Genomic DNA, 23762 nt, shown 5'->3' on the forward strand with positions numbered 1-23762 from the left:
GATGCGGTTATCAGTGCCAATAAGAACGGCCTTGCTTGAGTAGGTGGGGGGCAGCGTGTATCTTATGCGGCCCAAAACAAGGGTGTACCTGCTGACGATTAGTGGACTGATGTCTGGTGGCAACATCTGGAACAACGCGATACGAGAACTGTAGGAGCGAGCGAACATGCGCGTAATTCTTCTCGGTGCCCCAGGCGCCGGCAAAGGCACACAAGCCCAATTTATTATGGAGAAGTTTGGTATTCCCCAAATCTCCACCGGTGACATGCTCCGTGCAGCAGTGAAAGCTGAGTCGCCCTTGGGTTTAAAAGTGAAAGACATTATGTCTTCTGGCGGCTTGGTGTCTGACGACATCATTATCGCGCTGGTGAAAGATCGCATTACCCAGCCTGATTGTGCGAAGGGCTTTTTGTTTGATGGCTTTCCGCGCACCATTCCACAGGCCGAAGCCTTGGTGGAGGCGGGTGTTGATATCGATCACGTGGTAGAAATAGACGTGGCAGATGAAGTTATTGTTGAGCGTTTGAGCGGGCGCCGTGTGCACGAGGCATCCGGTCGGGTGTATCACACCGTATACAACCCGCCGAAAGAAGCCGGCAAAGACGATGAAACTGGCGATGCCCTGGTGCAGCGCCCCGATGACACAGAAGAGACAGTGCGCAAACGCCTGGCAACCTATCACGAGCAAACCGAACCTCTGGTTGGCTTTTATGCTGCGCGTCAAGCCACAGGCTCGGTAAAATGCAGTAAGATTTCCGGCGTGGGTAGCGTTGATGAGATTCGCGAGCGGGTGTTTGCCGCGCTGGCATAGTTTCTCGCTCGATGTAAAAACCCGCTTCGGCGGGTTTTTTTATGCCCGTTTCATTTATACCTTTAAAGGTGAAGTATGAGCCGCGATGCCGTAATTTTGATTAATCTAGGTACCCCTGAATCTCCAACACCCAGTGGGGTGCGTCGCTTCTTGCGGGAATTTTTATCCGACCGGCGGGTGGTAGAGGTTCCAAGACTGATCTGGTGGCCCATTCTGCACGGCTTCATTTTACCCTTTCGGCCAAACCGCGTTGCCAAGGCCTACCAATCCATCTGGACACCCGAAGGCTCGCCGTTGAAGGTTTACACCGAGCGGTTAGCTGAAAAGCTGCACGAGAGTTTGATTGAGGCCATGGCCGATAAGGCACCCAAGGTGTTTTGCGCCTACACCTACGGCAAGCCTTCTATCGAACAACAAATATCGCAATTACAGGGCGAGGGCGTGCAGCGTATTTTGCTGCTGCCTTTATACCCCCAATACTCAGCAACCACCACGGGCTCTATTTACGATCAGTACGCGGCCTTAATCCAGCGCTCGCGTGATGTGCCAGACGTGCGTATTCAGAAGTTTTACTACCATCGTCAGGATTACACGGCAGCCCTGGTACAAAGTGTTCAGGCCCATTGGGCAAAACACTCACAGGCCCAGAAGTTGTTATTTTCATTTCACGGAATCCCTAAGCGCAATGTCGAGCTGGGCGACCCTTACCAGCGTCACTGCCTGGCCACTGCCAAATCTGTGGCAGAGGCACTTAATCTGCCTAAAGATCGTTGGGCTGTTAGTTTTCAGTCGCGGCTGGGTAAAGCTGAATGGCTAAAACCTTATACCGATGTGGTGTTGAGTGAATGGCCGAAGCAGGGCATAAATAGTGTGGATGTAATCTGCCCGGCCTTTGCAATTGACTGCCTGGAAACACTTGAAGAGATTGATGAGGAAAACCGGGAGCTGTTTTTGGCATCGGGCGGAAGCGAATACCGATACATCCCTTGTTTGAATGACGACCCGGCCCAGGTGTTTTTATTTTCCAATATTGCGCTTGAACATTTCGCGTAGATTTCGCCGTTAAATCTTAAAAGGTATCGAATCGGGGGCAAATTCCAGAAATTTGCCCCTCACACACTGTTTTTTGTTCAAAAAATGGTCTAAAAACTCGCAAATTTTCAATTTCTTTCTTAATATCAAAAGCGATACCGCTGTGTTTGCAGTTTTAGCACTGGTGTCATGCACGATGTTGTGCTCAAAACGTGTAATAACAAAACAGTTTGATTCATGTTCGAGGAGATGACACATGGCACGAGTCGCTAAGAAACGCACCGCAAAACGCGCTGCAAAAAAAGCACCCGCAAAGGCAAAATCCGTACGTACACCTGCTGCTACTTCACCCGCCTTAGATAAGGCGCAAGGCAGTGTCGATAAAATGACTAAAGACATCGCAGCACAAGCCAAGCAACTGGCCGCTGCCCGTAAGAAAGCTGCAGCAGCCAAGAAGAAGGCCGCGAAATCCGGTAAGGCAATGGATAAGCGGGCGGCAGATGCTGCCAGCAAGGCCGCAACAAAGGTTTCTACAGCTATGCAGAGCCTGCGTGCAAAAATGTCTGATGCAAAAGATAAGCTGGCTAAGTTGAAGGCAGAAGCCAAGGCCCAGGCGCGCGTTGAATCGGCTATGGCCAAGATTGAAAGCATGAAAACCAAGCTTGCTGCCAAGGCCGAGGCTGATTTAGAGAAGGCACTCAAGGCCTTTGAAAGCAAATGGACCAAAAAGCGTGCAGCAGCAGACGCCAAGAAAGTAAAAGCGACCACCAAGAAGGTGAAAGCCAAGCTTGCTTCGGTAGAAAAGAAGGAAAAGGCCAAAGCAGCCGCCGCCGCTAAAAAAGCCGCTGCCAAAGCTAAAGCCGCCGCTAAAAAGGCTGCCGCCAAAGCGAAAGCTGCCGCTAAAAAGGCCGCTGCCAAAGAAAAAATAGCGGCCCGCAAAGCCGCCGCCAAAGCAAAAGCCGCCGCCAAAAAGGCCACCGCCAAGCCTAAAGCCCGCAAGGCCAAAGCGAAGGCGAAAGCAAAGCCCAAGGCTAAAGTGGCCAAGGTGAAACGCGCTCCGGCCCGCAAAAAGGCGGTAGGCCGCGGCCGCAAACGCAAAGCCTAGTAAGCAAAACCTTTAAAATCCCCCGCAAGGGGGATTTTTTTTGGGGTGCAGGCCTCGGCAAATTCTGGGAAAATGCTACCCCAAATTCCATTGCCTGCCTTCTTATGCGTCGAATTCTTGCTCTAGATACCTCTTCAAATGCCTGCTCTGTGGCACTTGCCTATGACGATGTGCGCTTTTGCCGGGCTGCCATAACCCCGCGTGGGCATATGCAGCGGCTATTACCCATGGTGGATGAAGTGCTGGCCGAAGCGGGAGTGAAGGTGTCATCGCTGGATGCCATTGCATTTGGTCGGGGGCCGGGCTCGTTCACGGGCTTACGGGTGGCAACGGGAGTTGTGCAGGGTTTGGCATACGGCGCGGATTTGCCTGTTATTCCCGTGTCATCACTGGCGAGCCTTGCACAGGGTTACAGCCGATTACACCCGGCGTTTGCCGGAAGCCTGGCAGTTGCTGTAGATGCCCGTATGGGTGAAATTTACGGGGCGCGCTTTACCGTTACCGGGCAAGAAATAGCCGCGAGCTCTGATGAATTATTGGCGCCGGTTGCCGATTGGCCAGCATGCCTTACGGGCACAGAGGCTGCCTGTGGCAGTGGCTGGCTGCTGGCGCCTGAGCTGCCACCGGTGTGTACCACAGAAATAGAACCCGATGCACAGGATGTTCTGACCCTGGCTGCAACAGGGCAGATTACCCCGGTGGCCGCAGATCAGGCACTACCTATCTATTTGAGAGACAGCGTGAGCTGGCAAAAGCGCACCCGTATTCGCACTCAATCCCTTTAAATTTTATAGCGAGCAGGTCATGGATTGGCTTCAAGTACTTTTGTTGGCTCTTATTCAGGGGCTAACGGAATTTTTACCTATATCGAGTTCCGCGCACCTTATTTTGCCGCACGCCATTTTAGGTTGGCCTGATCAAGGCCTGGCATTTGATGTGGCTGTGCATTTTGGTAGCTTGCTGGCGGTAATTACCTATTTCAGGCGGGATCTGCTCACCCTGGCCGGTGCCTGGTTTCACTCATTTGCCGGGCGGCGTTCACACAATAGCGACCTTGTGTGGATGCTGGCACTGGCTACCTTGCCTGCGGGCATTGCGGGCCTGTTAGGTAAAGATTTTATTGAGCTTCATTTGCGCTCGGCCTGGGTGATTGCATGGGCCACCATTGTTTTTGGTTTGCTCTTGGGCTGGGCCGACAGGCGCGGCGGTGGTGAGCGCACCTTGGTGAATATGACATTAATGGCAGCGGTGTTCATCGGCTTTGCGCAGGTGCTTGCGCTTATTCCCGGAACATCCCGTTCTGGTATTACCATGACGGCTGCATTACTTTTGGGTTTCACGCGGGTAGATGCCGCGCGCTTTTCGTTTTTGCTCTCCATTCCGATTATCGCAGCCAGTGCCGGTTATCTAAGCTATAAACTGTTGGCGCTGCCTGCTGTTGATTGGGGTACGCTGGGCTTAGGGTTTGTGCTGTCTGCACTCAGTGCCTATGGCTGCATTCATTTTTTCATGCAGGTTATTAGCCGCATGGGCATGATGCCTTTTGTTATCTACCGTTTGATCTTGGGCGGTGCGTTGCTTGTGCTTTTTTGGTAGCAGCGCGTTTATTTATATTCCTGAATATTTGTTGGAGGCCATATGAAAGCGGCGTTTATCGGGCTGGGCGTTATGGGCTACCCAATGGCTGGGCACCTGCAGCAAGCAGGAGTCGCTACCACTGTATACAACCGCACTACCGCCAAAGCCGAGCGCTGGGTGGCGGAGTTTGGTGGCCAGCATGCGCTGACTCCGAAGCTTGCCGCCAAAGATGCCGAGATTATTTTTGTCTGTGTTGGCAATGATGATGATTTGACTGACGTGGTGGCAGGTGAGCAGGGTGTGCTGGCAGGTGCCCAAGCGGGCGCCATTATTGTTGATAACACCACAGCCTCGGCCAGTGTAGCGCGCGAGCTCTATAGGGTGGCTGCGGCAGCCGGTGTGGCGTTTTTGGATGCCCCGGTTAGCGGTGGTCAGGCAGGCGCTGAAAAAGGCCAGCTCACGGTAATGGTAGGGGGTGACGCGCCGGCTTTTGCCAAAGCTAAACCGGTGATCGAACACTTTGCCCGGGCAGTGCGCTTACTGGGCCCCATTGGCAGTGGCCAGTTGTGTAAAATGGTTAACCAAATCTGTATAGCGGGCCTAGTTCAGGGGTTGGCTGAGGGGTTGCACTTTGCCAAGGCCGCGGGCCTGGATGCCGCCGCCGTGATTGATGTGATTTCCAAAGGGGCTGCCCAGTCATGGCAAATGGAAAACCGCTATGAAACCATGTTGGCGGGCGATTATGACCACGGTTTTGCCGTAGACTGGATGCGTAAAGATCTTGGGATTGTATTGGCCGAGGCCAGCCGCAACGGTGCCCGCTTACCGGTAACGGCCCTGGTTGATCAGTTCTACGGTGATGTGCAAGCGCTCGGCGGCAACCGTTGGGACACCTCAAGCCTGTTGGCGCGCCTGGAGCGCACCAAATAAGAAGTGCTGCAGCCATAGGTAAAGCCGCGTAGGTTCAGCGGCACAGGGTATTCGGGCGTGATGTGAGGCGAAGCCTGTGGATCTTAAACCCGGGCTTTGCACCTGATACCGGCGCTCCTGATGTCTACAATGAAGTGCCGCGCCTTGGCGCAATACACACGGGCAGGCATTAACAACATTCGATAAGGCGGCGTAGGCTGCCCACCAAACGAGGAAAGTTGCACATGGCCCAGGTTGCCATCACCGATAAATTAACCCGCTTTTTACAGGCATCCCCCACGCCTTTTCATGCGGTTGCCGCCATGGTTGAGCAATTGGAGGCAGCGGGTTTTCAGGCTTTGCACGAGGGTGATGCCTGGCACTTCAAGCCAGGTGGCAAATACTATGTGGTGCGCAACGGCTCTTCAGTGTTGGCCTATGTGCACGGCGATAACCCCATAGCACAAGGCATTCACATGGTGGGTGCCCACACAGACAGCCCATGCCTTAAGGTGAAGCCCAATCCGGAGGTGAACAGCTGTGGTTATTACCAGCTGGGGGTTGAAGTGTATGGTGGCGTACTGCTGGCGCCCTGGTTTGATCGCGACCTTTCGTTGGCGGGCCGGGTTAACTACCTGAATAAGGCCCGTGAGCACAGTGTGGCGCTGGTCAATTTCGAGCGCGCCATTGCCACCATCCCAAGCCTTGCCATTCACCTGGATCGTGAGGTAAACAAAAGTCGCAACATCAACCCCCAAACCGACATTCCACCGGTACTTGCACAATTGCCGGGCCTTGAAAGCAAGCCGGATTTTCGTAGCCTCTTGGCCGAGCAGCTTGGCAAACAAGGCTGTGACGACCTCTCGCAAGTGCTCGATTACGAGCTGTGTTTCTACGACACCCAGCCGGGCACCACTCTGGGGCTGAATAATGAATTTTACGTGGGCGCGCGGCTCGATAATCTACTGAGCTGCTTTGTGGGCCTGGAGGCCTTGTTAACCGCAGATGCAGGCCAGAGCCAACTACTCATTTGCAATGATCACGAAGAAGTGGGCAGTATGTCGGCCTGTGGCGCACAAGGGCCCATGCTGCGTCAGTTTTTAGAGCGCCTGCTGCCAGATGCCGAAGCCCGCAACCGCGCAATAGACCGCTCGATGATGATTTCAGCCGACAATGCGCACGGCATTCACCCCAACTACCCAGACAAGCATGATCAAAACCATGGGCCGCTGTTAAACAAAGGCCCGGTGATCAAAATAAATGCGAACCAGCGCTACGCCAGCAACAGCGAAACCAGTGCATACTTCCGCCACTTGTGTCAGCAGTTAAATGTCCCGGTTCAAGCCTTTGTGGTGCGCACAGATATGGCGTGCGGCAGCACCATTGGCCCCATCACAGCCGCAGAAATTGGCCTTCGCACATTGGATGTGGGCGTGCCAACCTGGGGTATGCACTCCATTCGTGAAACGGCCGGAACGACCGATATGGTCGATCTGATCAACGTTTTACGGGCGCATTTTTCTGCCCACTCACGCATTAAATAATCCGGAGTAACCATGTCGTTCGACCTTGAAGCCCTGGCTAAATTTGAGCCTTTTACATCCCTTAGCGAAGAGTACTTGCAGCGCCTAATGGATCACCTCGAATTGTTCGAGCTGGAGCGGGGCACTTTGGTTTTTAAACGCGGCAAGCCTTTGTCTGAAAACTACTACCTGGTGTCTGGCAGTGTAGATTTGATTGCGGCCGACTTTGAATCTGAAGTGATTACCGCCGGCACAGAGCGTGCCCGTTCGCCGCTCAATTTGCAGTCGCCCTCTCCGGTATCGGGTGTGGCGAAAGAGCCCGTTGTGGTGTTTCGCATTGATAAAGAGTTTGTGGATTTGGTGCTTGCTTATACCGAATCCACCGTTGAGAAAAAGGTCGAACAGGCCGGTGAAGAGCATCAGGATTGGATGTCGTGCCTGTTGGAGTCGCCCTTGTTTAACAAGGTGCCGCCGGCCAACCTGCAAGAACTGTTTGCCAAGTTTGAATGGGTAGAATTCGAGCCCGGCGATGTGTTAATTCAGGAGGGGGATCAGGGCGATTACTTCTACGTGCTGGAAAAGGGCCGCGTGGCGGTAGAGTCGCGCAGCCAAAAGCTCGACGTAGTGCTGCGCCCAGGCCATTACTTTGGTGAAGAGGCGCTGGTGGGCGAAGCCGTGCGCAACGCCTCGGTGATTGCCCAAACCCCAGGCGGCGTAATGCGCCTGACCAAAGAAGATTTCCGCGTGTTACTGCAAGAGCCCATATTGCAGTTTGTAGATGCCAAAGCCTGGGAGTCCCTTGAAAAAGCGGGCAACTTTAAATTGGTAGACGTGCGCCTGCCCATGGAATACCGTTGCGGCCACGTGGCCGGTGCCGTAAATATGCCCTTGGGTGGCCTGCGTGCCCGTGTTGACCGCTTGGAGTCTGGTATTAATTACCTGATTACCGGTGACGGTGGCCGGCGCGCCGAAGTGGCGGCTTATTTGTTTAATCAAGCGGGGCTTGATTGCTCTATTTTGTCCTGCGCGGGCGAGCTTTACTAAGCCGTTCGGGTGCGCTGCCTGCTTCTCTCTGCCTATCACGCGCACAGTCACGCCTATTGGTGTGACGGCGTGATGGCAAATTTCCCGCACATTCAGTGGGAGCAGCTCACACTGCCTGCACGCTATTTTAATTGGCGTATTCGGGGCAACGCCATTTCCCTGCTTGCACAATACCCCGAGCAGTTGTCGGCGCCTGCCGATGCCATAGTCGCCACCTCCATGACCGATTTGGTGGGCCTGAAAGCCTTGGCTCCGCACTTGGCAGGCTGCCCGAGTGTGCTGTATTTCCATGAAAACCAGTTCGACTACCCGGCCAACGATGCCCAACAGGCGCGCCTGGAACCACAAATGATGACGCTCTACAGCGCGCTTGTGGCCAATTATCTGGTGTTTAATTCCTGCTATAACTGCAATACCTTTTTTGCAGGCGTGAGCGCCCTGGTGCGTAAACTGCCCGATGGCTTGCCGAAAAACCTGGTGGCAGATTTGCAGGCTAAAGCGCGCGTGCTGCCGGTGCCGTTAAACCCTGCCGCCCACCCAGGCCCCTCGGCAAAAGCCGGCCGCCTCACGGTGATTTGGAATCACCGCTGGGAGCACGACAAAGCCCCTGAAAGGCTCTATGAAGCCTTGGTCAAGCTGCGTGAAAAGGCCCCCGGTTGTGCGCTGACGGTACACCTGGTTGGGCAGTCTTTTCGCAAGGTGCCGGCCGTGTTTGCCAAAATTAAACAGCTACTTGAAGAAGAGGGCTGGGCGGGCGCCTGGGGTTTTCAGCAAGCGCGGGCAGATTACAACCGGTTGTTGGCCGAAAGCCACTTTGCCATCTCTACCGCGCTGCACGACTTCCAGGGCCTTGCGATGCTTGAAGCGGCGGCTTATGGGGCGCAACCCATACTGCCGCGAAGGCTTGCCTACCCTGAGTGGTTTAGTGAATCGGCAGCACGGTTTTATGGGTCTCACCCGGAAGATGTACACAGTGAGGCACAAGCGTTGGCAGAGGTTCTTGTGCAAGCGGTTCAGGGGCATTATTCAGGTGCAGCCATGCGCGGGCATGCGGCTGCAACAGAGGCCGTAGCCGCGCTGGGCTGGGGTAACTTAAGGGCCGCATACGGCCAGTTGTTTGATGAGCTGCAAGCCTCTGCGGGCTTAATGGGGTAGTAGCGGCAACAAGAGCCGATGTGCAGGCTGCACGGCGGGGGCAGGTCGGGTATTATACGCGGCCCTAGCCAACACCAGAGTTTTAGCATTATGAGCAAGCAGCGGATTTTAACGGGCATCACAACCACGGGAACCCCGCACCTGGGCAACTATGTGGGTGCCATCCGCCCAGCCATTGAGGCCAGCCACGACACCAATAACCTGTCGTTTTATTTCTTGGCCGATTTTCACGCATTGATCAAATGCCAGGCGCCGGAGTTGGTGCACCAGTCTACCCGTGAAATTGCCGCTACCTGGTTGGCACTTGGGCTTAATACCGATAACGTGGTGTTTTATCGCCAGTCTGATGTGCCGGAAATTCCCGAGTTGTGCTGGGTGCTTACCTGCATGGCCGCCAAGGGCTTGATGAACCGCGCCCACGCTTATAAAGCCGCCGTTGCCGCCAACGAAGAGGCAGGTGAAGATACTGATTTTGGCATCACCATGGGGCTTTATAGCTACCCGGTGCTGATGGCCGCCGATATTTTGATGTTCAATGCCCATAAGGTGCCGGTTGGGCGCGATCAAATTCAGCACGTAGAAATGGCGCGTGATATTGCCGCGCGTTTTAACCATCACTACGGTGAATTGTTTACGCTGCCAGAGGCAGTGGTAGACGACAACGTGGCTGTTTTACAAGGCCTCGATGGCCGTAAGATGAGCAAAAGCTACGGCAATACCATTCCGTTGTTTTTGGAAGAAAAGCCCCTCAAAAAGCACATCAACAAAATTAAAACCAATTTGCTTGAGCCGGGCGATCCAAAAGATCCCGATGACGCCACGGTATTTCAAATTTGGCAAGCCTTTGCCACGCCTGAGCAAACCCAATATATGCGTGACGAATTCGCAGCCGGCATCGCCTGGGGCGAAGCCAAAAAACAATTGCACGCACTGATTAACGATCAATTAAAAGAGGCCCGCGAGCGCTACCAAACGCTCTTGGCAGACCCGCTGCACATTGAGGCAGAGTTGCAAAAAGGGGCAGAGAAGGCCCGCTCATACAGTGCGCCGTTGCTGCAAAAGGTGCGCGAAGCTGTGGGTATCAAGCCGATTCGCTAAGGGCTTACGGAAATTATAAAGGCGCCCGGCAATGCCTGGCGCCTTTTTTTATGTTCAAATTTTTTTGGTTTTTGTAAGATTGGGTGCGCGTGCGCGGCGCTAGCTGCCCATGCTCAATACCTTGCACATGGCGCCGGTGAGCAGCGAAAGTTCCTTATCGCTGATAATGAGCGGTGGCATTACGTAAACCAGTTTTCCAAACGGGCGAATCCATACACCTTGGTCTACAAAGCGGCGTTGAATAAGCGCCATGTCAACCGGTGCTTGCATTTCCACCACCCCGATGGTGCCCAGTACCCGCACATTGGCAACACCTGGCAGCTGTTTGCAAGGCGCAAGCCCCGCGGTTAACCCGGCTTCAATTTGCAGAACCTTTGCCTGCCAGTTCTGGTTGCATAAAATATCCAAACTTGCATTGGCGGCCGCGCAAGCCAGCGGGTTGCCCATAAAGGTGGGCCCGTGCATGAACACACCGGCTTCGCCATCACAAATGCCTTGGGCCACTTTGTTGTTACACAAGGTGGCGGCCAGGGTCATGTAGCCGCCGGTTAAGCCTTTGCCCACGCAGAGAATATCCGGGCTGATACCTGCGTGCTCGCAGGCAAACATTTTACCGGTGCGCCCGAAGCCTGTGGCAATTTCATCGGCAATCAGCAATATGCCGTATTCATCGCACAGTGCGCGCGCCGCTTTCAGGTATTGCGGAGAATAAAAACGCATGCCGCCAGCGCCTTGCACTACCGGCTCTAAAATCAGCGCGGCAAGGGTTGTATGGTGCTCGCTCAGTATTGCCTTTAGTGGGGCAATATCTTCATCAGTGCAGGGGGCATCAAAGGCGCAGGTGGGCGCGGGCGCAAACAGGTGCGTGGGCATGGCATCGGCAAAGAGGTGATGCATGCCCGTTACCGGGTCACACACAGACATGGCACCAAAGGTATCCCCGTGATAGCCGCATCGCAAAGCAACCATGCGGGTTTTTTCAGGCTTGCCTTGTGAGCGCCAAAATTGCAGCGCCATTTTAAGGGCCACTTCCACAGACACAGAGCCCGAATCGGATAAAAAGACTTTATTTAAACCGGGCGGTGAAAGCGCAACCAGTTTTTGTGCAAGCTTCACGGCGGGCGCGTGGGTGAGGCCGCCAAACATCACATGGGAGACTTTATCCACCTGGTCTTTAATGGCTTGATTGAGCACCGGATGATTGTAACCATGCAGCATGCACCACCAGCTGCTCATGCCGTCGATGAGCTTGCGGCCATCGGTGAGCTCGATGTATACGCCCTGGGCACTGGCTACCGGGTATACCGGCGGCGGATTGTTAAAAGACGAGTAGGGGTGCCAGAGTAATTGTTTATCTAACGAAAGCAGGCTGTCTGTATCCATGGGGGAACTACACAATGAACTTAAAAAGGGGAGTTTACGTGGCTTGCCTGTTTAGAACCAGCCGGGCTCAAGCCGTGGCCGTGATCTGCAGCCTGTCAATGTTGCTGGCAAGTGCTTTTGCCGGCGCAGCCGAGGCAAATCCGTACCAGCAATTTTTAGATACCTACCGCCATGAAACGCCCCGTGGCGCACTGGTAGATTACCGGGCCGTAACCGATGCCCATAAGAAGGCACTGGGCAACTATGTTGCGGGCCTTCAAAGGCAAGCGCCCAGCACCATGGGTGGCGCCGAGGCCCAAGCCTACTGGGTAAACCTCTACAACAGCCGGATGATTTTGCTGGTACTGGAGTCGGGCATTCCGGCATCAATCAAAGATGTGAAGCCTAATTTGGCGGCCTGGCTTGCCGGCGGGCCCTGGAAGTACCCGGTGGTTGACGTGGAGGGGCGCTCACTCAGTTTTGATGATATAGAACACGGTATATTGCGAGCCCAATGGCAGGAGCCCCGCATTCACTTTGTGCTCAATTGTGCGAGTATCGGTTGCCCGGATTTACCGGCCAAGGTGTTAACTGCAGGCACACTTGAGGCCCAGCTTGAATCTGCGGCCTGGGCGTTTATAAACAGTGAAAAGGGCGTAGATGTGAGCGCCAATACGGTGTACCTCAGCCGTATTTTCTATTGGTTTGGCGAAGATTTTGGCACCACCGAGGGCGCCCGCATCGCGTTTATCAATGGCTACCGCAAGGTGCCCATTCCCGAGGGGGCAAGCCTGCGCTACCGCTACGATTGGGCTCTGAACGACTATCAGGCGGCCCGGTAATTTTGCGCGAGCAGTGTGTCTACATAATGGCTCAGCAGGCCGTATTGGTCGCTGGTTAAGCCGCTGAACTCTACGCTGATTTCCGTTTGCCGAACCGGGCGACGCAGAAAGCGAAAGCTTCGGATTTTGCCGTCGCACTGGATTTTCAGCTGCCGGCCCAGTTCAAATTGAATGTTGGGTACCTTGCTGCCGCGGCTGATCTCGCGCAGCTTGTCGCCGTTGAGGTTTAGCCGCATGCCACCGGCCGACAAATTTACCAGTGAGCCAAACCAGTGCGAACGCCAGGGCGATTGCAGCTTCACCGGCACCATGTGATCTTCAAGCAACAAGCGCGGGTGGCGACGCCGCTGGCGGTATTCCAGTGATTCCGGCAGGGGCACCAGGTAGCAGGGGCTGCCGGCAATGGTTTGGCGCTCCAGCACCGGCGCTTCAAATTGCATGATTTTGCCCATGTGCTGGTGCGAAAGGTACAGGCTTTGGCCAATGGCTGGTTGTGGCGCGGTGGGGAACAGCTCATCCAGCACCAGCAGCCGTTGGCTGAAATTGATATCCAAAATCAGTGATTGAAAGCTTTGCCGGTGATTATCAAGCTGCACGGTAATCAGCTGGCGGCGGCTTTGCAGGTCTATCAGGCTTGCATAGCGCTGCATGATGCCCGTAAGGCTCATATCCTGGGCGGGTTCAACGGCAGGTGGCGCATCGGGTGTGCGAATTTTTTGCATTACTGCGTGCAAAAGGCTCATAGCGTCATCTCAATCGGGCAAGGTGCAAGGTGTTGTAACAGGGGTAGAGCAATCGCTATGCCAGCCCGGCACCCCTTGAATTTAGAGGGGTGCCGGGCCTACTGTGATGCAGAAGGCGGCAGGGGTTTGCCGCATGTTGGCAAGCGGCAAGGCGGTTTCCCAAAGCGCTTAAAATCCGTACAATGGCGCCCCCAAAATCGCAGGCCACCCCCATGCAAGATGTAGCCGAACGCAAAGACAAGCTGGAATTCAACAAGCTCCAAAAGCGCTTGAGGCGCCAGGTAGGCACCGCCATTGTAGACTTCAACATGATTGAAGATAACGACAAGGTGATGGTGTGCTTATCCGGCGGGAAAGATTCCTACGCCATGCTGGATATCCTGATGAGCCTGCAAAAAACCGCGCCCATTCGCTTTGAGCTGGTGGCGGTGAATCTGGATCAAAAGCAGCCGGGCTTCCCCGAAGAGGTGTTACCCAACTATTTGCGTACAGTTGGGGTGCCGTTTCAGATTCTTGAAAAAGACACCTACTCGGTGGTGAAAGAGAAAATCCCGGAGGGTAAAACCACCTGCGGCCTATGCTCGCGCCTGCGCCGCGGCACCTTGTACAGCTATGCCGAAAAAATTGGCGCCACTAAAATTGCGCTCGGCCACCACCGCGATGACATGGTTGAAACCCTGTTTTTGAACATGTTTTATGGCGCCAAGCTTTCAGCCATGCCGCCTAAATTACGCGCCAGTGATGGCCGTAACATAGTGATTCGCCCGCTGGCCTATTGCCGCGAAAGCGATTTGCAGGCCTTTGCCGAGGCCCGCAATTTTCCCATCATCCCCTGTAATTTATGTGGCTCCCAGGAAAACCTGCAGCGCCAGAACATCAAGGCCATGTTGCACGAATGGGAGCGTACCCACCCGGGGCGGGTAGAGCAGATTTTTGGTGCAATGCAAAATATTGCCCCCTCCCAGCTGGCCGACCGCAACCTGTTTGATTTTGAAAACCTGAACATCGATCGCACCGGCGAGCGCGCGGAATACGCCTTTGATGATGCCTCGGTTACAGATTGGAGTGACGGTGAGGGCAGCGAGCCGAAGGCGCGGGCGGCAGGTGCGGGCGTGCAATATATAGACGCGGTAAACCTTTAGCCTTAGGCCGCCATGCGTTTACGGCGGTTAAAGGCTGTGGCTAAAAGTTCGGCATCTGTGGGCTTGGCCGATGGCATGCGCTCGCAGGTTTGCTGAATGAGTAGCCAGGCAATGGCTGTGGCGTAGCGCAGGTTGGTGATCAGCTCATCATCGGGGTTATTCAAAAAGGCCCGCTGTGAGGCCAGGCCCCGTACCGTTGAGGCAAGTTCCGGCTGGTGTACCAGGTAGGTATCCCACACTTGGCGATGTTGTTTGGAGGTAATACGGTACAGGCCCAGGCGGCGGGCGCGATCTGGGCATATGTGGTGGCCAAGTTCACTGGCTGCAGCCGCCTGGAGCAACAATTGCTCGGCACGTTTTGTATACAAACCCATCTGGCGCAGGGTAGGCCGGATAATCAAGCCCACCAGTTCCGGTTCGCAGATGCCCATGTCAATCTCCCGCTAGCGCGAATAATACTGGGGTTTCGCCTGTCCAAGGTGTAGACCCATTTGGTTCAATACGCCAGAACTTATGCAAAAAGAATCACTTGCGGCCGATTGCTATAAATGATCTGAGCAGCGGTGCTGGCTTTTTGACGCTTACCACTTAGGTGGCGCTCAGTACTAAACGTTCCAAAATCTGTGCCAGTATTTTTCGCGGGCTTACCTTTAAAAAACCAGTGGAAATCACTGGCCTTTTGCCTGGCTTAAGGCCGTTGGTAGCGCACGGGAACTTCCAGGGTTTCTTTTACCTGCTCCATAACCACATAGCTGGTGCACTCCTGTACACCCGGCAGGGTGAGCAATGTTTCACCGTAAAACTGCCTGTAGGCTGCCATGTCTGCCACGCGGGCTTTAATTAGGTAATCAAAGTTGCCGGATACCAGGTAGCACTCCTGTATTTCTGGCAGGCTGGCGGCGGCTTTTCTGAAATCTTCAAAAATATCCTGCGAGGAGCGCACCAGGCTGATTTGCACAAACACCACCAGTGCGGCATCCAGAAACTCCGGGTTCACCATGGCGGCATAGCCTTGAATGACGCCGTCGCGTTCCAGCCGCTTTACCCGCTCCATGCAAGGCGTAGCGCTCAGCCCCACCTGGCGGGACAAGTCTGCATAAGAGGTGCGGCCGTTTTTCTGGAGCACGCGAATGATGTTTTTATCAATGGTGGAGAGCTCTTTTGCGCGTTTTTTCATGTGCGTAATTCTTCTGAAAAAGGTATGGGCTGATAATAGGCGGTCATAATGGTTGAATCCACTAAAAGGTAAATTTATATAGTTGAAAGCTCTGATAAAACACGAAAATTGCAAAGGAATCACCCGTTTGCCGTGGCTATACTTCGCCCCATCGATAACCACATAAGGCCAGCCATAGTGGCCCGGCGAGAGACTGAGGTGATTTATGTTAATCGGTGTACCTAAAGAGATTAAAAACCACGAATACCGCATCGGCTTAACCCCTGCGGGCGTAAAAGAGCTGGTGATGAATGGCCACGAGGTGGTGGTTGAAAACAACGGCGGTGCGGCTATTGGTTTTGAGAACGACCAGTACATTGCAGCCGGTGCACGCATTATCGATTCGGCCGAAGAGATCTTCGCCACAGCCGACATGATCATCAAAGTTAAAGAGCCCCAGCCAAACGAGTGCCGCATGCTGCGCGAAGGCCAGCTGCTGTTCACTTACCTGCACTTGGCGCCCGATCCACAGCAAACCGAATTGCTGGTGGCCTCTGGCTGTACCGCTATTGCCTATGAAACCGTAACCGATGCCCGTGGTGGCTTGCCTCTGTTGGCGCCCATGTCTGAAGTGGCGGGCCGCATGTCTATCCAGGCCGGTGCCCACCACTTGGAGAAGGCCCAGGGCGGCCTGGGTGCGTTGCTGGGCGGCGTGCCCGGTGTAGCACCTGCCAAAGTGTTGGTGATTGGTGGTGGTGTTGTGGGTACCCAGGCTGCGCGCATGGCTGTGGGTATGGGTGCAGACGTGACCATTCTGGATCGCTCCTTGCCCCGTTTGCGTCAACTGGATACCGAATTTGACGGCCGCTTGCGCACTGTTTACTCCACCGCAGACGCCGTAGAGCAATATGCCATTGAGGCCGATCTGGTGGTAGGTGCGGTACTGATTCCCGGTGCTGCGGCGCCCAAGTTGTTAACGCGCGACATTATCAGCCGCATGAAGAAGGGCGCGGTGGTAGTGGATGTGGCCATTGACCAGGGCGGTTGCTTTGAAACCTCCAAGGCGACTACCCACCAAGAGCCTACCTATGTCGTTGATGACGTAGTGCACTACTGTGTAGCCAACATGCCAGGCGGCGTGGCCCGTACTTCTACCATTGCACTCACCAACGCCACCTTGCCGTTTGCCGTGGCGCTGGCTAACAAAGGTGCCAAGCAGGCTGTGCTGGACGATGCCCACCTGATGAATGGCCTGAACGTGCACGCTGGCAAAATCACCTATAAGGCCGTAGCAGATGTACTGGGCTACGCCTTTGTGGAGCCCAAAGAAGCCCTGGGCGCCTGATTATCGATCAATCTGTGAGACCTTAGCGAAAATTTCGCGGCCGCCTAAACAGGCGGCTTTTTTTTGCCTGCAAGGTGGGAATCCTTTGTCAGCAAGGCGTTAGGCGACTACTCTTATAAGCACCGGGCATATTGCCCAGGGAAAATTCGGTTCAGGACAATAAGAACGCCTATTGTGAATACCCCTCTGGTAGACCACTCCTTCAAAGGGATCTCATTCCGCCTGGCTAAGGTTGGGGTTGTGCTTGCCTTTTGTTTGGGCTTGGCCATGAGCTCGATTCAGTTGTACCTGGATTTGAAAGGCAATGAGGAAGACCTGGAAAACCTCATTAACCGCGTCATTGAAGTCACCACGCCACCGGCTGCCCGCGCGGTGCACACCTTGGATGATGACCTATCGCTTGAGGTGGTAAACGGGCTTTTGGCCTACGATTTTATTTACGAAGTTACCATTTCCGACGAGCTCGGCAGTGTGCTGGCCTCCGGGAGCGAGCCGCGCCCGGCCACCTCCACCCGTTGGATTACCCGCTTTATTGCAGAAGATAGTCGCTCATACGTTGCGCGCTTGACCATTCCGGGGTACGGCGACGCCGTGGCTGGCACCATCCGTTTCACCGTGGATGTAGATGTCGCCTTAGCCCCGTTCTTTGAGCGCTCCGGGCTGATTTTGGGCGCGGGCATGTTGCGCAATGCATTCCTTGTGATACTGCTGTTTTTTGCCTTTCACGTGATGCTCACCCGGCCTTTGATTCGCCTGGTACGGCAAATGAGCAGTATCGATCTTGATAAGCCCGGCACATCGCGCATTGAATATGTGGCTGATCACAAAGACGATGAGCTGGGCCAGCTGGTTTCAACCACTAACAAGCTGCTCGATTTAATGGAGCTCTCGCTCGCCAAGCGACGCGCCGTGGAATTAGCTTTGCGGCGCAGTGAAGAGCACATCCGGCAGATTATCGACAACCTACCGGTGATGGTGGGCGCCCGCAATCGCGACGGCAACTACATTTTTGCCAACAAAGCGCTGGCAAATTTTGTGGGTAAAACCACCGCTGAAATGCAAAATTGCCATGTAAGCGATTTGCTTCCCTTTTACCTCAACGATGTGGCGCGTCTGTCTGAGATTGATCGCCATGTGATCGAGGGCGAGGTGGCCAGCGAAGTAATGGAAGAAAACTTCCGCTCGGCCGATGGCAAGCAGGTGTATCTGCAAACCCACATCATGCCCATGGAATTTTACGATGAGCGCGTGGCGCTGGTGGTATCTACCGATATTTCCGAGCGCAAGCAGGCACAATTTAAAATGGAGTTTATGGCCTATCACGATGCCCTCACCAATTTGCCAAACCGCGTGCATTTGGTAGAGCGCTTGGAGCACGAGCTGCGCAGGGCCAGGCGGCACGGTTACCACGGCGCGCTGCTGTTTATAGACTTGGATCACTTCAAAACCATTAACGACTCCCTCGGACACCCAGTGGGGGATGAAGTGCTGATACAAGTGGCAGACAGGCTGGTTAAAGCGGTGCGCGAAGAAGACCTGGTTGCACGCTTAAGTGGTGATGAGTTTGTGGTTGTGCTCACAGTTTTGGATCAAGATATTTCCGCTGCCGCATTCCGTGCAGCCGAAGTGGGTGAAAAAATTCGCCAGCGCATATCCGAGCCCTACCTGTACGATGAAATGGAGCTGCGGGTGAGCGGCAGTGTGGGCATTGTGGTATACCCCGATAACGAAAGCAGTGTGCACGAGCTGATTCGCTACGCAGATACCGCCATGTACCAGGTTAAAGAGCGCGGGCGAGACGCCATAGAGTTCTTCAACACTGAAATGGCCGATAAGGTAAGCCAGCAGCTGTTAATGGAGGGCGATCTTCACCGCGCGCTTGAGCTTGAGCAATTTGAGCTCTATTACCAGCCCAAAATTGATTGCGAAACACTGGAAACCATTGGCGCAGAGGCGTTGTTGCGCTGGCAGCACCCCGATAAAGGCTTCATTTCACCTGCGGATTTCATTCCCGTACTTGAGGCCTCTGGCCTGATTGTGGGCGTGGGTGAGTGGGTGCTGGAACAAGCCTGCAAAAGCCTGGTGGCATGGCATGAAGCAGGGCTTTGGAAGCCCGGTATGCGGCTGAGTGTTAATATCAGCCCGCGCCAATTCAAGCGCAAAACCTTCGTGCAGGATGTCACCGAAATTATTGAGCGTTACGATCTGCCTAAAGAGTCTCTTGATATGGAGATTACCGAGGGCGTGGTTATTCAAAGCATTGATGAAACCATTACCACCATGGGGCGCTTGGCGGCCATGGGGGTCAGTTTCTCTCTTGATGACTTTGGTACCGGTTATTCTTCTATCAGCTATTTGAAATCCCTGCCGGTTTCCACCCTCAAAATTGATCGCAGTTTTGTGCGTGACATTGTGGACGATCAGAACGACCGTGTGTTGGTTGAAACCATCGTTACCATGGGCAGCCTGTTGGGAATGGATGTTGTAGCAGAAGGTGTTGAAGAGCAACCGCAGCTTGATTTATTAAAACAATACGGTTGCCACTTCTATCAAGGGTATTTATCCAGCCCCGCTATCGCCTTTGATCAGTTCGAGCAGTGGCTGCAAAAGCCTGCGGCTAAAGCTCACTGAATGTTGCGCAGGCGTTACCTGAAATTCGCTAAAACAGCTTGCTAAGTAATACCGGTAGTGCAGTTTCTACCCGTAAAATTCTGGGCCCAAGGCTGATTGCCTGAAAACCGATTTCCTGCAGTTTTTTAACTTCAAATTCAACGTAACCGCCTTCAGGCCCAACGGCCAAGTGGCAGTGCTTTGCGCGGGTTACACCTGTTGGGCAAGGGGTTGCCTGATAGGGGTGGGCTACATAGTTTTGACAGCCTGTAACCCTGCCGGCCAACTCATCTTCCACAAAGGGTTTAAAGCGTTTGGCGAACTCCACGGTGGGCAGCCGGGTATCTTTAGCTTGCTCCAGCCCCAGTACCAGTTGCTCGCGGATGGCCTGGGGCTGCAAAAACGGGGTTTGCCAAAAGCTTTTTTCAACCCTTGCGCCATTAATCAGGGTGATGTGCTTCACTCCCATAGCGCTCGCGGTTTGCAAAATACGCCGTAACATTTTAGGGCGGGGCAGTGAAAGTAAAAGGCTGACGGGTAATGGGGCCGGGGGTTGCTCGGTGAGTGCTATGGCTTCAAGTGTGGCCCGGGTTTCGCTGGCGTGCGTAACAATGGCCTGGCCCATGCATCCATCAATCAGCCCCACCCGAAGTTGATCGCCGGCTTGAGCTTTGTGAACCTCAAACAGGTGCTTCGCGCGGCGGCCGGTTAAAACGGCTTGATCTGATCCGGTAAAATCCTCAGTATCGAGCAGTAATAGATTCATAGGTGAGTGCAGGTGGAAAGTGGCGTCCCCGAGACGATTCGAACGTCCGACCTGCCGCTTAGGAGGCGGCTGCTCTATCCAGCTGAGCTACGGGGACTCGGCGCCAATTGTAATGATATTCAGGTAGGGTGCAATCGCCGTGTGCGTTGGCCCATGCAAGGAACCCAATAAAACCCATGTTAGATACCAAGCATTTACTTACACCTACAGATTTTCCGGCCATCACCCGCGGGCGCCTGCATACGCTGCAGGTTAATCTTGGCTACCTGTGTAATTTAAGTTGCACCCACTGCCACGTAAATGCAGGGCCCAGGCGCACAGAGCTGATGGATCGTGAAACCATTGATATGGTGATCGAGTTTGCCTTGGCGCGCGGTGTGAGCTGTGTGGATGTGACCGGCGGTGCGCCAGAAATGAACCCGCATTTTCGCTACCTGGTAGAAACGCTGCGTGGCCACGGTATCAGCCTTATAGACAGGTGTAATCTCACTATTTTGCTAGAGCCTGGCTTTGAAGATATGGCGCAATTTTTAGCCACCCATCAGGTGCATGTGGTGGCAAGTTTGCCGTGCTATGAGGCAAAAAATGTGGCAGAGCAGCGCGGCAAAGGGGTGTATGAGCAATCTGTTGAAGCCTTAGTGCAATTGAATGCACTCGGTTATGGAACCGGCGGCGCGCTAAAGCTTGACTTGGTGTATAACCCCAATGGCGCTTTTTTACCGCCACCGCAAGCCGCTTTACAGGCAGATTACAAGCGCGAATTAGGGGAGCGCCACGGTATTGTGTTTGATGAATTATTAACCATTACCAATATGCCAATCAGCCGCTTTGGCAGCGTTTTGCAATCAAAGGGCAATTTTGATGATTATTTGCAGCTGCTAAAAAACAACTACAGCCAAGCCAACCTTCACAACGTAATGTGTAAAGGGTTAATCAGTATTGACTGGCAGGGCCATGTGTACGACTGCGATTTTAACCAAATGCTTGAAATGCCAATGATCAATCATGCGGCCGAAACCATTGCAACGGATAACGCAAGGCTGCACCTGACAACACTGCTGGCGCAAGACATTGAAGGCTGGCCCATAGTGGTTGCCGAGCACTGCTATGGGTGTACTGCGGGCCAAGGGAGCAGCTGTGGTGGCGCGCTCGAATAATCTGTTGAGCGTTGTTATACCCACCTACCGCGAAGGTGGGCGCTTATTGGCGTTACTTGAGTCACTGCAAGTGAGCCGCCAAAGCGCCGTAGAGATTATTGTGGTAGACGGCGAGGGTAGCGATAGCCGTATGCCGGCGCTTTCCTCTCTGTGCGACGCGTTAATCCAATCTGCCCCCGGGCGTGGCTTGCAAATGAATGCAGGTGCCGCCGTCGCCACATCGCCTTGGCTTTTGTTTTTGCACGCAGACAGTGGCAACGCTGCCCACTGTATTGCGCAATTGCTTGTGCAGCTGAAAAATTCGCCAGATCAGGTGTGGGGCTTTTTTAAGGTGCAAATTCGGCCTTTGCATCTGGCGCTTGAATGCGTCGCAAGCTTCATGAATTTGCGTTCGCGCACCACGGGCATTGCTACCGGCGATCAGGGTATGTGGGTCAACCGGAAGGTGTTCACAGGCTGCGGCGGCTTTTCTGAATTGCGCCTGATGGAAGATATTGCATTGAGCGATCTGCTGGCCAAGCAGGCGCGCCCGCTACAATTAACAGGCCCCTTGATAACCGATGCCCGGCGTTGGCTCGCACGGGGCTGGTTGCGCACCATGGTACAGATGTGGTGGTTAAGGCTGCGCTACTGGGCCGGCACTCCCGGCGATGTTTTGGCGGCCCGCTATTACCCAAATCACAGTTTCGAGGCGCAACAGCCTGGCCTTTCACCCCGCCAACATCAAAAAGTTAAATGATCATGCAGGCCATTAAGCGCCTGCAACGCGCCCACCCAAAAACACACAATTATTAAGGCCCAGGTTATGCCCCGCGGGATAATTATTCAGTTTGCCAAGTTGCCGAGGGCCGGGCATGTGAAAACGCGCATGCAGCCAGTGTTAACAACCGCGCAAAGTTGTGCGTTGCATCAAGCACTGTTGGCGCACAGCTTTGAAACCGTCCAACGTTGGAGTGCAGCGAAGCCCGGTTGGGGGCATTGTCTGGCGGTTACTGATCCAGAAGATGCCCATTGGGGCCGATTTCAAGCGCCCTTGTGGGCACAGCCTGAGGGGGATTTAGGCGCGCGTATGGCGGCCGCGGTTCGCTGGGGTAAAGACCAGGGTGCTGGCTGCGTGCTGATTATCGGCAGCGATTGCCCCGGGCTCGGCTCGGATTACCTCAATAAGGCAGCCGAGGCCCTGGAAGGTGGCGCGCCCTTGGTGGTTGGCCCGGCCGCTGATGGTGGTTATGTGTTGATTGGTATGCGCGAGCCTCAGGCGGTGTTTGGTGATGTCCATTGGGGGTCAGACAAGGTGCTGGCGCAGACGCTGGCACGGGCAAAACACTTGAATTTGCACGTGCACCACCTGCCAACTCTCGACGACATCGACAGGCCCGAAGACTTGGTTTTGCTTGAAAATTGGTCGGCTTTGGCGCCTTGGAGCCAATTTGAGCGTTAAGTGTGCGTTACCTTTATGCACACCATCATTTTTTGCTCAATCTTTGGGCAGGGCTTTCGCCAATGTTCAGGTTTTAATCTAGGTAAATAGTGTAAGTTATTGAAAGTAAAGGGTTATGTTGGGGTGCCTACTTTTTCGTCAAGTTGTAGGGCGCCCAGTATTTACCGCGTATAGCGGCATCTGCCCAAGGAGTATGCACAGAGTTATCCACAAGAATTGGGGAAAACTGACAGTCAGAGCTGATTATTTGTTCAAGTTTGTTACCCGCTTTTGCAATTGCAATTATCGGTAAAGCCAGGTTTTGATTTTTGATCCGGCAGACCTTGCCCGTTTTGCGCTTAAATTCCCCGCCTCGCGCCCAGGCTTCCGTCGTTCGGCGGGCTGTGAGCCGCGATTGAGGGCTGGGTGCACGCCCTTAGAAAATCCCCATCACCAAGCCTGCTGCCATCGTGAGCCCAAGCTCATGGGCATCGGCTAGATGTGCCGGCGTAATTTCGCCGCGGCAAATAAGCGGCGCAGCTACCCGGGTGAGGGGGTAGCCTTTGGCAATGCGATCTATTTCACGCACCGCCCCTGTGCCATCGTTACCGGCGGAGATAAACACGCCGTAGGGTTTGTTGAGCGCGTAAGGCTCTGCCGGGTAGAAAGTACGGTCAAAAAAATCCTTTAGTGCGCCACTCATATACCCAAAATTTTCTGGCGTGCCAAACAGCACCCCATCACACCAGAGTAAATCTTCAAGGGTTGAATCGAAGGCTGTTTGCAGTTTCACGCTGCAGCCGGCTTCTTCCTGGGCACCGCGAAAAGCCGCCTCTGCAAGCTGGCCTGTGTTGCCAGACTGGGTGTGGTAAACAATGAGCAGGTGCTTGGCAGACATTCAATAAAGGCCTGATTGATTCGCGAGGTGACGCCGCCGGTCAGGGCCGCTATAGTTGAGCTTACT

General features: G+C 54.2%; 23 protein-coding genes and 1 tRNA gene. 16 read left to right on the forward strand and 8 right to left on the reverse strand.

Features of this window, described 5'->3' with window-relative positions; all coding sequences use genetic code 11:
- The first annotated feature begins 166 nt into the window (after nucleotides 1-166).
- Nucleotides 167-811, forward strand: coding sequence for an adenylate kinase (gene adk / locus L1F30_RS07710; protein WP_253361330.1), 645 nt, complete (start codon nucleotides 167-169; stop codon nucleotides 809-811).
- A gap of 75 nt (nucleotides 812-886) precedes the next feature.
- Nucleotides 887-1864: a ferrochelatase gene (hemH, locus tag L1F30_RS07715; RefSeq protein WP_253361332.1), complete on the forward strand. Its 978-nt coding sequence runs from the start codon at nucleotides 887-889 to the stop codon at nucleotides 1862-1864.
- A 9-nt stretch (nucleotides 1865-1873) separates the two neighbouring features.
- Here hemH and L1F30_RS07720 read toward each other — a convergent pair whose 3' ends face one another.
- On the reverse strand, nucleotides 1874-2887 hold the full coding sequence (locus L1F30_RS07720) for a hypothetical protein (protein ID WP_253361334.1): 1014 nt from the start codon (nucleotides 2885-2887) through the stop codon (nucleotides 1874-1876).
- Between the two features lie 165 nt (nucleotides 2888-3052).
- Here L1F30_RS07720 and tsaB point away from each other — a divergent pair, with 165 nt between their 5' ends.
- From tsaB to L1F30_RS07755, 7 genes are all read left to right on the forward strand, one after another.
- Nucleotides 3053-3733, forward strand: coding sequence for a tRNA (adenosine(37)-N6)-threonylcarbamoyltransferase complex dimerization subunit type 1 TsaB (tsaB, locus tag L1F30_RS07725; protein ID WP_253361336.1), 681 nt, complete (start codon nucleotides 3053-3055; stop codon nucleotides 3731-3733).
- Nucleotides 3734-3752: 19 nt separating this feature from the next.
- Complete coding sequence (locus tag L1F30_RS07730) at nucleotides 3753-4544, forward strand: undecaprenyl-diphosphate phosphatase (RefSeq protein WP_253361338.1); 792 nt, start codon at nucleotides 3753-3755, stop codon at nucleotides 4542-4544.
- 42 nt (nucleotides 4545-4586) lie between these two features.
- Nucleotides 4587-5456, forward strand: coding sequence for an NAD(P)-dependent oxidoreductase (locus tag L1F30_RS07735; protein WP_253361340.1), 870 nt, complete (start codon nucleotides 4587-4589; stop codon nucleotides 5454-5456).
- A gap of 224 nt (nucleotides 5457-5680) precedes the next feature.
- A complete protein-coding gene (locus tag L1F30_RS07740; RefSeq protein ID WP_253361342.1) occupies nucleotides 5681-6979 on the forward strand; it encodes a M18 family aminopeptidase in 1299 nt (432 codons plus the stop codon).
- Nucleotides 6980-6991: 12 nt separating this feature from the next.
- Complete coding sequence (locus L1F30_RS07745) at nucleotides 6992-8002, forward strand: cyclic nucleotide-binding domain-containing protein (protein ID WP_253361344.1); 1011 nt, start codon at nucleotides 6992-6994, stop codon at nucleotides 8000-8002.
- 9 nt (nucleotides 8003-8011) lie between these two features.
- Nucleotides 8012-9157 carry a DUF3524 domain-containing protein gene (locus tag L1F30_RS07750; protein WP_253361346.1) on the forward strand — a complete coding sequence of 382 codons (1146 nt, stop codon included), beginning with the start codon at nucleotides 8012-8014 and terminating at the stop codon, nucleotides 9155-9157.
- Nucleotides 9158-9247: 90 nt separating this feature from the next.
- Entirely contained in the window at nucleotides 9248-10255 is a 1008-nt protein-coding gene (locus tag L1F30_RS07755; RefSeq protein WP_253361348.1) for a tryptophan--tRNA ligase, read from the forward strand.
- Nucleotides 10256-10354: 99 nt separating this feature from the next.
- Here the strand turns inward: L1F30_RS07755 and bioA are convergent, their stop codons facing one another.
- Nucleotides 10355-11638, reverse strand: coding sequence for an adenosylmethionine--8-amino-7-oxononanoate transaminase (gene bioA / locus L1F30_RS07760; RefSeq protein WP_253361350.1), 1284 nt, complete (start codon nucleotides 11636-11638; stop codon nucleotides 10355-10357).
- Between the two features lie 14 nt (nucleotides 11639-11652).
- Between bioA and L1F30_RS07765 the strand changes: the two genes are divergently transcribed.
- Complete coding sequence (locus tag L1F30_RS07765; RefSeq protein WP_253361352.1) at nucleotides 11653-12459, forward strand: DUF547 domain-containing protein; 807 nt, start codon at nucleotides 11653-11655, stop codon at nucleotides 12457-12459.
- Here L1F30_RS07765 and L1F30_RS07770 read toward each other — a convergent pair.
- Nucleotides 12444-13202, reverse strand: a complete 759-nt coding sequence (locus L1F30_RS07770) for a flagellar brake protein (protein WP_253361353.1) — start codon at nucleotides 13200-13202, stop codon at nucleotides 12444-12446. The genes L1F30_RS07765 and L1F30_RS07770 overlap by 16 nt on opposite strands.
- Nucleotides 13203-13414: 212 nt before the next feature.
- On the opposite strand from L1F30_RS07770, the gene ttcA reads away from it, so the two are divergent.
- Nucleotides 13415-14344 carry a tRNA 2-thiocytidine(32) synthetase TtcA gene (gene ttcA / locus L1F30_RS07775; protein ID WP_253361355.1) on the forward strand — a complete coding sequence of 310 codons (930 nt, stop codon included), beginning with the start codon at nucleotides 13415-13417 and terminating at the stop codon, nucleotides 14342-14344.
- Between the two features lie 2 nt (nucleotides 14345-14346).
- Here ttcA and L1F30_RS07780 read toward each other — a convergent pair whose 3' ends face one another.
- Both L1F30_RS07780 and L1F30_RS07785 read right to left on the reverse strand, forming a co-directional pair.
- Nucleotides 14347-14775 (reverse strand): hypothetical protein, encoded by a 429-nt coding sequence (locus tag L1F30_RS07780; protein ID WP_253361357.1) that lies wholly within the window; start codon nucleotides 14773-14775, stop codon nucleotides 14347-14349.
- A 257-nt stretch (nucleotides 14776-15032) separates the two neighbouring features.
- The gene (locus L1F30_RS07785) at nucleotides 15033-15521 is read right to left on the reverse strand and encodes an Lrp/AsnC ligand binding domain-containing protein (protein WP_253361359.1); all 489 of its coding nucleotides are present in this window, start codon (nucleotides 15519-15521) and stop codon (nucleotides 15033-15035) included.
- 205 nt (nucleotides 15522-15726) lie between these two features.
- On the opposite strand from L1F30_RS07785, the gene ald reads away from it, so the two are divergent.
- A complete protein-coding gene (gene ald / locus L1F30_RS07790; protein ID WP_253361361.1) occupies nucleotides 15727-16845 on the forward strand; it encodes an alanine dehydrogenase in 1119 nt (372 codons plus the stop codon).
- A 267-nt stretch (nucleotides 16846-17112) separates the two neighbouring features.
- Nucleotides 17113-19476 (forward strand): bifunctional diguanylate cyclase/phosphodiesterase, encoded by a 2364-nt coding sequence (locus L1F30_RS07795; protein ID WP_253361363.1) that lies wholly within the window; start codon nucleotides 17113-17115, stop codon nucleotides 19474-19476.
- 28 nt (nucleotides 19477-19504) lie between these two features.
- On the opposite strand, the gene L1F30_RS07800 is transcribed toward L1F30_RS07795, so the two are convergent.
- Both L1F30_RS07800 and L1F30_RS07805 read right to left on the reverse strand, forming a co-directional pair.
- Complete coding sequence (locus L1F30_RS07800; protein ID WP_253361365.1) at nucleotides 19505-20221, reverse strand: 16S rRNA (uracil(1498)-N(3))-methyltransferase; 717 nt, start codon at nucleotides 20219-20221, stop codon at nucleotides 19505-19507.
- Nucleotides 20222-20241: 20 nt separating this feature from the next.
- Nucleotides 20242-20318 (reverse strand) — tRNA-Arg (locus tag L1F30_RS07805).
- 79 nt (nucleotides 20319-20397) lie between these two features.
- Here L1F30_RS07805 and arsS point away from each other — a divergent pair.
- From arsS to L1F30_RS07820, 3 genes are all read left to right on the forward strand, one after another.
- Nucleotides 20398-21378: an arsenosugar biosynthesis radical SAM (seleno)protein ArsS gene (arsS, locus tag L1F30_RS07810; protein WP_253361367.1), complete on the forward strand. Its 981-nt coding sequence runs from the start codon at nucleotides 20398-20400 to the stop codon at nucleotides 21376-21378.
- The gene (locus L1F30_RS07815) at nucleotides 21362-22117 is read left to right on the forward strand and encodes a TIGR04283 family arsenosugar biosynthesis glycosyltransferase (RefSeq protein ID WP_253361369.1); all 756 of its coding nucleotides are present in this window, start codon (nucleotides 21362-21364) and stop codon (nucleotides 22115-22117) included. Before arsS ends, L1F30_RS07815 begins: the two co-directional genes overlap by 17 nt.
- 66 nt (nucleotides 22118-22183) lie before the next feature.
- The gene (locus L1F30_RS07820) at nucleotides 22184-22819 is read left to right on the forward strand and encodes a TIGR04282 family arsenosugar biosynthesis glycosyltransferase (protein WP_253361371.1); all 636 of its coding nucleotides are present in this window, start codon (nucleotides 22184-22186) and stop codon (nucleotides 22817-22819) included.
- Between the two features lie 415 nt (nucleotides 22820-23234).
- Here the strand turns inward: L1F30_RS07820 and L1F30_RS07825 are convergent, their stop codons facing one another.
- Nucleotides 23235-23696: a flavodoxin family protein gene (locus L1F30_RS07825; protein WP_253361372.1), complete on the reverse strand. Its 462-nt coding sequence runs from the start codon at nucleotides 23694-23696 to the stop codon at nucleotides 23235-23237.
- Nucleotides 23697-23762: the final 66 nt, after the last annotated feature.

The sequence above is a fragment of the Simiduia sp. 21SJ11W-1 genome (genome assembly GCF_024138675.1).
Classification (GTDB): domain Bacteria; phylum Pseudomonadota; class Gammaproteobacteria; order Pseudomonadales; family Cellvibrionaceae; genus Simiduia.